The organism is Microbacterium sp. SORGH_AS_0421 (genome assembly GCF_030818635.1).
Lineage (GTDB): Bacteria > Actinomycetota > Actinomycetes > Actinomycetales > Microbacteriaceae > Microbacterium.
This window is the reverse complement of sequence record NZ_JAUTAO010000001.1, coordinates 2,487,945-2,499,876: the sequence shown is the minus strand read 5'-3', so window position 1 is coordinate 2,499,876 and position 11,932 is coordinate 2,487,945. Positions and strand designations below refer to the sequence as shown.

Annotated in this window: 8 protein-coding genes; 7 read left to right on the top strand and 1 reads right to left on the bottom strand. The window is 70.2% G+C overall.

The window, feature by feature from the left end; translation table 11 throughout:
- The 4 genes from zwf to QE416_RS11910 all read left to right on the top strand — a co-directional run bounded on the left by zwf (position 1) and on the right by QE416_RS11910 (position 6,039).
- The gene (zwf, locus tag QE416_RS11925) at positions 1-1,551 is read left to right on the top strand and encodes a glucose-6-phosphate dehydrogenase (protein WP_210076639.1); all 1,551 of its coding nucleotides are present in this window, start codon (positions 1-3) and stop codon (positions 1,549-1,551) included.
- Positions 1,548-2,495: a glucose-6-phosphate dehydrogenase assembly protein OpcA gene (locus tag QE416_RS11920; RefSeq protein ID WP_267787461.1), complete on the top strand. Its 948-nt coding sequence runs from the start codon at positions 1,548-1,550 to the stop codon at positions 2,493-2,495. The genes zwf and QE416_RS11920 overlap by 4 nt, the downstream gene beginning before the upstream one ends.
- Positions 2,492-3,283, top strand: a complete 792-nt coding sequence (pgl, locus tag QE416_RS11915) for a 6-phosphogluconolactonase (protein ID WP_267787462.1) — start codon at positions 2,492-2,494, stop codon at positions 3,281-3,283. The genes QE416_RS11920 and pgl overlap by 4 nt, the downstream gene beginning before the upstream one ends.
- Positions 3,284-3,513: 230 nt before the next feature.
- Complete coding sequence (locus QE416_RS11910) at positions 3,514-6,039, top strand: LuxR C-terminal-related transcriptional regulator (protein WP_307316472.1); 2,526 nt, start codon at positions 3,514-3,516, stop codon at positions 6,037-6,039.
- A gap of 114 nt (positions 6,040-6,153) precedes the next feature.
- On the opposite strand, the gene QE416_RS11905 is transcribed toward QE416_RS11910, so the two are convergent.
- Positions 6,154-7,434 (bottom strand): glycosyltransferase family 2 protein, encoded by a 1,281-nt coding sequence (locus QE416_RS11905; RefSeq protein ID WP_307316471.1) that lies wholly within the window; start codon positions 7,432-7,434, stop codon positions 6,154-6,156.
- 289 nt (positions 7,435-7,723) lie between these two features.
- Between QE416_RS11905 and QE416_RS11900 the strand changes: the two genes are divergently transcribed.
- From QE416_RS11900 to glmS, 3 genes are read left to right on the top strand one after another with little or no spacing between them, the layout of a single operon-like run.
- Positions 7,724-9,055, top strand: coding sequence for a nucleotide sugar dehydrogenase (locus QE416_RS11900; RefSeq protein ID WP_307316468.1), 1,332 nt, complete (start codon positions 7,724-7,726; stop codon positions 9,053-9,055).
- Positions 9,052-10,116 (top strand): NAD(P)-dependent oxidoreductase, encoded by a 1,065-nt coding sequence (locus QE416_RS11895; protein ID WP_307316466.1) that lies wholly within the window; start codon positions 9,052-9,054, stop codon positions 10,114-10,116. The genes QE416_RS11900 and QE416_RS11895 overlap by 4 nt, the downstream gene beginning before the upstream one ends.
- A complete protein-coding gene (gene glmS / locus QE416_RS11890; RefSeq protein ID WP_307316463.1) occupies positions 10,116-11,930 on the top strand; it encodes a glutamine--fructose-6-phosphate transaminase (isomerizing) in 1,815 nt (604 codons plus the stop codon). Before QE416_RS11895 ends, glmS begins: the two co-directional genes overlap by 1 nt.
- Positions 11,931-11,932: the final 2 nt, after the last annotated feature.

Sequence of the window (11,932 nt, the reverse complement as noted above, 5' to 3'; positions counted from 1 at the left end):
ATGGTCGTAGAGATCACTCCGGGTCACAATCCGTTGCGCGATCCCGAGGATCGTCGCTTGAGCCGAATTGCGGGGCCCAGCGCCCTCGTGATCTTCGGCGTCACCGGCGACCTCTCGCGCAAGAAACTCATGCCGGCGGTCTACGACCTCGCCAACCGCGGGCTGTTGCCCCCGGGCTTCGCGCTCGTGGGGTTCGCACGCCGCGACTGGGAGGACCAGGACTTCGCGAAGGTCGTCTACGAGTCGGTCAAGAAGTACGCCCGCACGGAGTTCCGCGAGGAGACGTGGAAAGAACTCCTCGAGGGCATCCGCTTCGTCCAGGGCGAGTTCGACGACCCCGAAGCCTTCCAGCGCCTGCGTGCGACGGTCGACAAGCTCGACACCGAGCGCGGCACGATGGGCAACCACGCCTACTACCTCTCGATCCCGCCGAAGGCCTTCCCGCTGGTGACCACCCAGCTCAAGGCATCGGGGCTCGTCGGAGACGAGTCCGACGGCGTCAACGGGTGGCGTCGCGTGGTCATCGAGAAGCCGTTCGGCCACGATCTCGCTTCCGCTCGCGAGCTGAACGAGGTCGTCGAGAGCGCCTTCCCCGCCGACTCGATCTTCCGCATCGACCACTACCTCGGCAAAGAGACGGTGCAGAACATCCTCGCGCTGCGTTTCGCCAACGAGCTGTACGAGCCGATCTGGAATCGCAACTACGTCGATCACGTGCAGATCACCATGGCGGAGGACATCGGTGTCGGCGGCCGAGCCGGCTACTACGACGGCATCGGTGCAGCCCGTGACGTCATCCAAAACCACCTGCTCCAGCTCCTGGCCCTCACCGCGATGGAAGAGCCCATCAGCTTCAACGCCGCGGATCTGCGTGCCGAGAAGGAGAAGGTGCTCGCCGCGGTCCGCGTGCCCGAGAACCTCGCCGAGGCCACCGCTCGCGGTCAGTACGCCGGCGGGTGGCAGGGCGGGGAGCAGGTGCTCGGCTTCCTCGAGGAAGACGGCATGAATCCCGAGTCGGTCACCGAGACGTACGCGGCGATCAAGCTCGAGATCAACACGCGCCGCTGGTCGGGCGTGCCCTTCTACGTCCGCAGCGGCAAACGCCTGGGCCGCCGCGTGACCGAGGTTGCCGTCGTGTTCAAGCGCGCGCCGCAGCAGCTGTTCTCGCAGAGCCAGACGCAGGAGCTGGGGCAGAACGCCCTCGTCATCCGTGTTCAGCCCGACGAGGGTGTGACGATCCGTTTCGGCTCGAAGGTCCCCGGCGACGGCACCCAGGTGCGCGACGTCACGATGGACTTCGGCTACGGGCACGCTTTCACCGAGGCGAGCCCCGAGGCCTACGAGCGCCTCATCCTCGACGTGCTGCTCGGAGACCCGCCGCTGTTCCCCCGTCACGAAGAGGTGGAGCTCAGCTGGAAGATCCTCGACCCGATCGAGGAGTTCTGGGCCGCCCAGGGCGGTCCGCTCGAACAGTATTCGCCCGGTTCGTGGGGTCCGGCTTCCGCCGACGAACTCCTCGCCCGCGACGGCCGCACCTGGAGACGCCCGTGATCATCGATCTTCCCGACACCACTGTCAGCGCCATCTCGAAGAAGCTCGTGAGCGTGCGCGAAGAGGGCGGCGCCGTGGCCCTCGGCCGCGTGCTGACGCTCATCATCGTCACGCACCACGGTGCCGAAGAAGAGGTCATCGAGGCCGCGAACGACGCGTCGCGCGAGCACCCGATGCGCGTCATCGCCGTCCTGTTCGGCGACGGCGATGTCGAGCCGCGTCTCGACGCGCAGATCCGCGTGGGCGGCGACGCCGGGGCGAGCGAGGTCGTGGTGCTCCGTGCCCACGGCGCCGCGGGCTCCAACGCCGAGAGTCTCGTGACCGGTCTGCTGCTCCCCGACGCGCCGGTCGTCGCGTGGTGGCCAGCCGACGCTCCCGACGATCCATCGCATTCCGCGATCGGTCGGATCGCCCAGCGTCGCATCACCGACGCGTCCTCTCAGGCGGATCCCGCCGCGTGGGTCGCGCACCTCGGCGAGCACTACGCCCCCGGCGACACCGACTTCGCATGGACCCGCGTGACGCGCTGGCGCGAGCAGTTGGCCGCGGTCCTCGACCAGCCGCCCTACGAGCCGGTCACCGCGATCGAGGTCCGCGGCGCCGCCGACTCCCCCTCCACCGCCCTGCTGGCGGCGTGGCTGGGAATGAAGCTCGAAGCCCCCGTCGACTACGCGTACCTGCCCGCGGACGAGTGGTCGAGCGGCATCAAGTCGGTCCGTCTGACGCGGGCAAGCGGCGACACCCTTCTCGAGCGCCCGGAGTCCGGTGTCGCGGTGCTGACCCAGCCGGGTCAGCCCACGCACGACCTGGCATTCCCCCGGCGCACGCTCCGCGAGTGCCTCGCCGAGGAGCTCCGCCGCCTCGACCCCGACCTGCTCTACGGTCGCGTCATCACCGAGGGGCACGACCTTCTGCTCGCAGCGAGCGAGCGGAACGCGTCATGACCGACAACGGCTCGGCCAAACAGGTCATCATCAAGCCGGATGCCGAGACCCTGGCATCCTACGTCGCCACCCGTTTCGTGAACCGCATCGTCAAGCGCGTCGCCGAGGGCAAGCGCATGCACGTGTGCCTGACCGGCGGGACGATGGGCGGAGCGGTGCTGCGCACGGCCGCGCGCGACGAGCGCATCGGGCAGATCGACTGGTCGCTGGTGCACTTCTGGTTCGGCGACGAGCGGTTCGTTCCGCGCGACTCCGACGATCGCAACGAGAAGCAGGCGCGCGAGGCGTTCCTGGACCACCTCGACATCCCGGCCGAGAACATCCACACCGTGGCCTCGAGCGAAGACGGACTCGACCTCGATGCGGCGGCCATCGCCTACGCCGACGAGCTGGCGCAATTCGCGCCGTCCGATCGCAGCGAAACCGGTCCGTGGCCCGCGTTCGACATCTGCTTCCTCGGTGTCGGTCCCGACGCGCACATCGCCTCGCTGTTTCCGGATCGCCCCGAGATCTCGGTGGTCGATCGAGCCACCGTGCCGGTGCGCAACTCCCCCAAGCCGCCGAGCGAGCGTGTGTCGCTGACGCGACCGGTGATCAATTCGTCCAAGCGCGTGTGGATGGTCGTGGCGGGTGCCGACAAGGCCGCTGCTCTGGGCCTCGCCCTCGCCGGCGCCAGCTATCAGAGCGTGCCGGCGGCCGGAGCCAAGGGACGCCGCCGCACGGCGTTCTTCGTCGACGAGGTCGCGGCCGACCAGGTTCCGCCGCAGCTCATCGACCGCGAGTACTGAGACTCGCGAGAACGAGCGCTGCCGCCTGCGTCGCGCCTGTCGAGACCGGATGCCACACGGCATCCGGTCTCGGTCGTTACGCACTCGTAAGCCTGCCGGGGTCCCCGCCCATTGTCTTCGACCCATCGCGGTCTTACTCTTCTCGTGGGGGGCATCCTTGACCACTCGACGGGGCTCGATCCGCAAGGGTCGATCAGCGACGAGCGGCCGACGCAGCAGGGAGCGTTCGGATGCCATTTTTCGGTCGAGACCGAGAAAAGCAGGTCACAGACAAAGACGTCGCGGCGCACAACGGCTCGGCGAGATTGTTGTTCGGAGAGCCCGGAATCGGCAAGACGCGCCTCGCGTGGGCTATCGCCGAGCGGCACGAGACGGTCGTCGTGTCGGCGAGCCCGAGTGAGCGCATGTGGCCGTACTCGGGGCTGTCGGCCGCTGCCGCGGCTCTCGGCGGCGCACGGGGAGCCGCCATCGACGGTCTGCTGGCTCGAGGTCGCGACTGGCCGGAGCACCTGTTCGCCGAGGAGCTGAACCGGACTCTGCATCTGGTCCACGACGAACCCGCCGTCCTCGTCATCGACGACCTCGATGAGATGGACAATGCGAGCATCGTCGTGCTGTCCTTCGTGTTCGCCCGCCTGCACGGGACGGGACTCACCGTCCTCGCCACCGCCCGCGAGTCCGGCGGCCGCCACGACTTCACGGGTATGGCGCATACGCGGATCCGGCGGCTGTCGTTCGACGAGTCCGTCGACCTCGCCCGGTCGGTCCTCGGATCGAGCACCGCCGCGGCCGTCCTCTACACGATCGCGGAGTTCACGGCGGGCCACCCGGGCACGATCGTCCGTGTGCGGCTGACGCCTCGAGAGGCCGCCGGCGACCAGCCCCTTCCCCTCCCCCTGCGCCTGGCAGACGACCGCGCACGTCGTTGCAGGGAAGGGCGTACCGCCGATGACCCGCGAGTGACCTCGCTGCTCGATCTGCTGGCGGTCGGCCCCGTCTTCAGCTATGACAGGTTGGAACTCGTCGCCGAGGAGCGCGGCGTCGACCTCGAGGCGCTCATCGACGACGGTCTCGTCTCGGTGCACGACGAGCTGGCCCGCATCGCCGACCCTGCCCGCCGGCTGAGCCACCACGCGGCGCTGTCGACGGAAGAACGTCGTCGACTCCATGTCCGAGCGGCGCAGGAGCACGAGAGCGCACACCCGGCCACCTACCTGTGGCACACCAGCTTCATCCAGCCCGAGGCGGACCGCGAGGGACTGCTCGTCGCGGCCGTCGAGCTCGCCCGCGGCGGCGATCACCCCGAGGCGATCGAGTTCGCGGAGAGAGCGCTGGCCGGCGCGATCTCTCCCGAGGTGCGCTGCCGCCACCTCATCGACCTCGGCGAGGCCTTGGTGCTGCACGGTCAAGACGTGCAGGGGCGGCACTACCTGAACCGAGCCGGGCACGCGGCCCAGCCGGATCTTCGCGCTCGGGCGGCTCTCGCTCGGCTTCGCGCCACGGCGGCGATCGAGCACATGATCGACGAGGCCGCCATCGCCGTCGCGGTCGATGCCGACGACGGCCGCACCGCCGAGCACGTCCTGTGCGAAAGCGCCCTCCTGCATCTCTGGCACGGCGAACTCGAGCGAGCCCGGGAGCTGATCGCCACGGCGATCGAGCGCGGTGTCGCCACGACCGAGACCGCTCTGGTGGCGAGATTGCTGGAAGAGCTGGGGACCGACACCCTCTCGGACCTGACGATCGACACCGGCGTCGCCACGGCGTCGGCGGACGCCGAGCTGCCGATCGAGCTGGAGTTGCTTCAGTTGAGAGCCGGAGTCATGCGCGAGGAGTACGCCGCGGTGCGCCGCCGGATCCGAGGGCTGCTTGAGCGTACCCCCCGCTTGGCGCCGATCTGGCGCGACCACCTCTTGTGCCTGCTCGTCACGAACGAGGTTCGCGGAGGCGACCCCCTCGGAGCACACGAGGCCGTCGCCGCGTGGCGGCGGGAATGGGTCGACGGTCGCACCGTCGACGTCGCGACGATTCTCGTGCTGGCCTCGGCCGCGGCTCTCGACCCGCTCGACCCGCAGGCCGGCGCTCTGGTGCGGCAGGGACGCGAACTGTGCCGGAGAGCAGGGACCCCGACTCTTCTTCCGTGGTTCGCCGTGATCGAGGGGCAGACGGCCCTGGCAGAGGGCCGCTATGACGACGCCGTCGTATCGCTGCAAGCCGGGCGGGACGCGGTCGAAGCCGACGACCCGGCTCTGCTGCGCGCCGACGCCGACCTGATCGAGGCGCTCTGGCTCAGCGGACGGCCGGCGCAGGCCCAGCAGGAGCTGCACGGGCTCGAACGCGCGGCCCAACGTTCCCCGCGCCGCTGGACGACGCTGGCCCTCGCGCGGTCGCGAGCGATCTGCGCCTCGGATCGCGACGCCGTCGGTGCGTTCCGCGAGGCCGAGGCGATCTACCGCACCGACGATGCGCCGCTCGAGCGCCGCCGTCTCGCGCGCGCTCGCGAGCGCTGCGTCACCGTCCACGAACGCGTCCTCCTGCGCCCCGTGCCCCGCGCCGAGACGCGCAATCGGTCCCTCACCGCCCAAGAGCGCGATGTCGTCGCTCTGGTCGAGAAGGGCCTGCGCAACCGCGAGATCGCGGCATCCCTCTTCCTCTCCCTCCGCACCGTCGAGCTGCGGCTCACCGGGATCTACCGCAAGCTCGGGGTCAGTTCGCGCGCCCATCTCATCGCCACGCTGCACAACGCCGCGAGCTGACGAGAGGGCAGCCGAACACTCACGGCCCCGCGCGAGGCGAGGAAACGCGGCTCGCCCGACGGGGTACGCGGCCCCTTCGACGACCGCCGAAGACGAGGGGGAACCCCGCGCCGCTCACGCCACAGATTCCCGGGCGGGCCGTATCGCGCGCCGATCGGGGCTGCGCCACCGGCCGTCCGAGGGACGCCCCAGGGCGGCCCCGAGTGCGCGCAGGCACTGCACCGCGTCCCAGACGCGCATGAGGGGGAACAGCAGCATCCACGCACGGGGACGCACGCGCGAGATCGCGCACGCGAACGCCGTCATCACGGCATCCACGACGAAGAATCCCAGCGCGATGGGCCCCACCGGGAACGCGGCCGATACCCATGCCGACACCTGCCCCGCCTCGCCGGAGAGCAGGGGGGCCGTCACCAGCGCCGCCGTTGTCACGAGCAGGACGGGCAGGATGGCTGTCAGCACGACGCTGGACACCACGGTCTCGAGCGCGAAGACGCCCACCGTCGCCGAGAAGAGCCCCGGCCGCACACCGTGGCGACGTACCGTCTGCCAGAACCCCAGGCTCCACCGCCGCACCTGCGCTGTGTAGTCGCGGAAGACGGCCGGATCCTGCGTCTCGGCGATCGCGCACTCGGGATGGAAGGCGATGCGTCCGAGCCGCTTCGCGTGCACCTCGAACGTCATGTTGAAGTCCTCGATCGACAGGCCCGGAGCATCGATGTCGATACGGTCGAGCACGTCGGTGCGGTACAGACTCGCAAACCCCGGCACGATCGCCACGACGTCCGCGGCGCGGGCGGCTTGACCGAACTTGTGCAGGTACTGCGTGCAGACGTAGGTGCGCTCACGATAGGCCGTGAGGAAGCGTCCCATGCGGGTGGTCGGTGCGTCGGCTGCGGTCGTGGCGCACCCGGCCACGGCGACCACACCGTCATCGGTGAACAGGGGCAGAGCCGTCTGAAGGTAGTCCGGCCGGGGCCGGGAGTCGGCGTCGAGCAGCAGAAGGAGGGGGAAGCGCGACGGGATGCCGAATCGCTCGAGCCCCGCGCGGATGGCACCGGCCTTCCCACGGTTGGGCGTGAGGTCCCACGCGGTCGCCCCCTCGGTACGCGCGCGCTCCACCGTCGCATCGCTCGAACCGTCGGACACCACGAACACGTTGCGCGCGGGCACCAGGCGGCACGCGGCCGCGACGGCGTCGGCGATGACGAGCTCCTCGTTGTGCGCCGCGATCAACACGGCCACCTCGTCTCGGCGGTAGTACATCGACGGCGAGAGCAGGGCGTGCTGCTGCCGACCCTCGGCCAGCAGGCGGCAGATCGCGGCGAGCCCCCACACCAGGGTCGACACGCCGATCGTGCACACGGCGACGATGACGACGGCGGCGGGGGTCATGGCACTCCTCTTCGGGTGAGGCGTTCGTGCCGACGGTACGCCGTGCCGAGGCCGAAGACGACCGCAACCGCCCGCACAGCGACATGCGGTTTCCCGCACTCCGCGGTGCGGTCGGCGGCAACCCGCATGATGCGGCCGGCGATCTTGACCGTCGCCGGAGCCGCGCCCCAGTGTGATTCCCGGAGCAGCGTCGATACCCGACGGACGCCGTCCCATCACCCGAATTCCTCCGAGGGGGCGCCTCATCTCCCCCGAGCCGTCCCCTCGGACCCTGCCTTGGAGGATGAACATGTCCACTCTCGACATCCGGGCCGACGTGGTCACCACGCCGCCGCCCTCTGCTCCCGCCCCGACGCGGACGTTCGACTTCGACGTCGCCATCGTGGGGCTGGGATACGTGGGGCTCCCGACGGCGCTCGCCTACCACGCCAGCGGCTCCCGAGTGATCGCCCTCGATGTCTCCACCCGGCGCCTGCGCACCATCGCCGCTCGAGGCGCCGACCTGATCGGATCCGATCGGGAACGTCTCGAGACGGCCCTGCGCGCACCCGCCGGATTCCGGCTCACCAGCGACCCCTCGGAGCTCAGTCGCGCCGCCGCGATCGTCGTGTGCGTGCCGACGCCCGTGGATCATCAGCAGGTACCGGATCTCACCGCGCTCCGGGCGGCGTGCGCCACCGTCGTCGCCGCCGTCCGGCCCGGGCAGCTCGTCATGCTCACCTCGACCACCTACGTCGGGTGCACACACGATCTGGTCGAGATGCCGCTTCGGGAGCGTGGGATGCAGGTCGGCCGCGACGTGTTCGTGACCTTTAGCGCCGAGCGCATCGACCCCGGCAACATCGGGTTCGCCCAAGAGATCGTCCCCCGCGTCGTCGGTGGAGCCACCCCGCAATGCGAAGAGGAGGGCGCTCGGCTCCTCGCCCGTTACGCCGCGCGGGTGCACCGGGTGTCGAGCCTGGCCACCGCCGAGATGACGAAGCTGCTCGAGAACACCTTTCGCGCCGTCAACATCGCCCTAGCCAACGAATTCGCCGACATCTGCGGTGCTCTCGACGTCCGTATCACCGAGGTCATCGAGGCCGCGAGCACCAAGCCCTACGGATTCATGGCGTTCTACCCGGGCCCGGGGGTCGGGGGCCACTGCATCCCGTGCGACCCGCACTACCTGCTGTGGCAGCTCAAGGCCCTCCACGTCGACGCCGGCGTGATCACCGAGGCGATGACCCGCATCGCCGCCCGCCCCCTCCGGGTCGTCGACCGCATCCGCGACGTCCTGGGTCGCGCGGGCAAGGGAACCCTCGGCGCCCGCATCCTCATCGTCGGCGTCACCTACAAGCCCGACGTCGCCGATCTCCGCGAGTCTCCCGCCCTGGAGATCATCGACCACCTCATCGACGCCGGCGCAGAAGTGCAGTACGTCGACACGCACGCACCGCACATCCACCTCGCCTCGGGGCGGGAACGCGACTCGCTCGCCGACCCCGCGGACTTCCATCCCGACGTCGTGCTCGTGCACACGCGCCACCATGACAGCGACCTCGGCTGGCTCGACGGCGAAGCCGTGGTCGTCGACGGCACCTACCGCAGCGCCGACATCGCGGGGCGGGTGCTCCTGTGAGCGGCGTGCCGGTCTATCCGGGCTCCGCGCACTCGCACACGCGCACGCTGGTCACCGGCGGCGCCGGCTTCATCGGGAGCCACCTCGTCGAGCATCTGCTCGCTCTCGGCGACGAGGTCGTCGTCCTCGACGATCTCTCCACCGGCTCAGCCCGCAATCTCGCGGGCGTCGCCGACAACCCGCGCCTCGAGATGATCCACGGCTCGATCCTCAACACCAAGACGGTGGGCTCGGCGATGCGGGGCTGCGACCGCGTGTTCCACCTGGCCGCGGCGGTGGGGGTCAAGCTCATCGTCGAGCAGCCGCTGCGGGGACTGCGCATCAACATCCACGGCACCGAGAACGTGCTGACCGCCGCCATCGAGCAGCAGGCCTCGGTGCTGATGGTGTCGACGAGCGAGGTGTACGGCAAGAACACCGCCGACCGCCTACGCGAGGACTCCGATCGCGTGCTCGGCGACCCGCTGCTCTCACGCTGGACGTACGCCGGGGCGAAGGGGATCGACGAGGCGTTCGCGAAAGCGTACTGCGACCAGGAGGGCCTGGACGTCTCGATCGTGCGCCTGTTCAATACCGTCGGCCCCCGCCAGACCGGACGCTACGGCATGGTGCTGCCGAATCTCGTGGGCCAAGCCCTGCGCGGCCAGCCGCTCACCGTCTTCGGCGACGGGCAGCAGACGCGCTGCTTCTCGGCGGTCGAAGACGTGGTTCCCGCAATGGTCGCCATCGAGAGAGATCCGCGCGCCCGCGGCCAGGCCTACAACCTCGGCGGCGCCCGCGAGATCTCGATCTCGGCGCTGGCGGAGGAGATCATCCGCACCCTGGACAGTCGCAGCACGATCCAGCTGGTTCCCTACGAGCAGGCGTATGCGCCGGGGTTCGAGGACATGCGCCGCCGGGTGCCCGACAACGCCAAAGCGCACGACCTCGTGGGCTACGAGCCGCAGACCTCGCTGACCTCGACCATCATGCGCGTCGCCGCCGATCTGCTCTCGCGCGAACGACTCGGTTCGGATGCCATGCCGTTGGCCGGTGCCGGCTCCTTTCGGGGGGTTCTCTGATGTGCGGGATCACCGCCTACCGCGGACCATCCTCAGCCGCATCGTGCGCGCGAAGCGCCCTCGAACGCCTGGAGTATCGGGGCTACGATTCCGCGGGCATCGCCGCCCGGCACCTCGATGGCACGACGCTGCACGTGCGCACGCTCGACGGCGTGGCCTCCCTGACCGACGCGGTGCATTCGGATGAGTCGGGGACGGATGCCACGACCGCGGCGATCGGCCACACGCGCTGGGCCACGCACGGCGAGGTGAGCCGACGCAATGCCCATCCGATCGAGGACTGCAGCGGCCGGCTCTTCGTGGTGCACAACGGGATCATCGACAACGCCGATCTGCTGCGCGCGCATCTCGTCGCCGGCGGACACCGCTTCGCCACCGACGTGGACACCGAGGTGATCGTGCACCTCGTCGAGCAGGCCCTGCGCCCGGGGGTCGGTCTCGGTGACGCCCTCGCCGACGCGGCCCGGCACCTCGAGGGGTCCTGGGCTGTCGTCGCCCTCGACGCGCGCACGGGAGCCCTCGCGGGCACCGCGCACGGCTCTCCCCTCATCTTCGCCGAGGGTGAGGAGGGGGTGTACTTCGCGAGCGACGTCGGCGCGATCACACCCGTGGTGGAGGCGTTCCGCGTGCTGGAGGACGACGACGTCGTCGAGGTCGATGCCGAGGGGATGCGCTGGCACCGTTCCGGCGGCAGCTGCCGTCCGCGGGGGCTGTGGCCGGTGCCCCAGACGGCCTATCTCGCCAGCAAGGGGCGCCACCGCGACCACATGGGCAACGAGATAGACGAGCAGCCCGCTGTAGCTCGCCGGGTGCTGGAGGTGCTCACCCCGGGTATCGCCGACGGGTTGCTCTGGCGCGGGATGGGCCTGGCCCCGCTCGACGAGATCGACCGCGTCACCGTCCTCGGTTGCGGGACCTCGCTGCACGCGGGGCGGGCCGTCGCGCAGGTCTTCTCGCGTCTGGGCGGTCTTCCCACCCGGACCCTCGTCGCGAGCGAGGCGGCGCACGAGGTCTGGGAGCCGCGGACCCTCGTGATCGCGCTCAGCCAGTCCGGGGAGACGGCCGACGTGTTGAGGGCCCTCGACGGGCTGCCCGAGGGTGCCGCCACGGTGCTGGCACTGACGAACAACCCCTCCTCGACGCTCGCGCGACGCGCCGACGCGACGCTGGACTGCCTCGCCGGCCCCGAGATCGGCGTCGCGGCGACGAAGACCTTCGTCGCGCAGGTGCTCACGGGGGCGTGCCTCGCCCTATCGGGGCTCTCCGTGTCGTCGCGAACCGACGCGATCGCGCTCGAGAGCGACCTGCGGGCGATGGCCGCGACCCCCGACGCGCTCTCGGCGGCGCTGGACACCTGGCGGGAGCCGGCCGCGAAGATGGCCGGCGAGTTCGTCGACGCGCCCGGCTTCCTCTTCCTGGGGAGGGGCTCCGGCCTCGTCTACGCGGCCGAGGGCGCCCTCAAGCTCAAGGAGCTGTCGTATCGCTGGGCCGAGCACCAACCGGCGGGAGAGCTCAAGCACGGCCCGCTCGCCCTGGTGGACACCGGCACCCCCGTGTTCGTCGTCGACAACGGCGATCCTCGACTCGATGTCGACATCGCCGAGATCCTCGCCCGCGGGGGGCGTGTGCTGCGCGTCGGTGAGAGGGTGCTGAACGTCGGCGGTCTGCCCATGCACCTGCCGCGGACCGGTCCCTCGTGGGGGCCGCTCGAAACGGTGGTACCCCTGCAGATGTTCGCGCGAGAACTCGCGCTGCGGCTGCGTCGCGACGTCGACAAGCCTCGCAATCTCGCCAAGTCAGTGACGGTCTCATGACC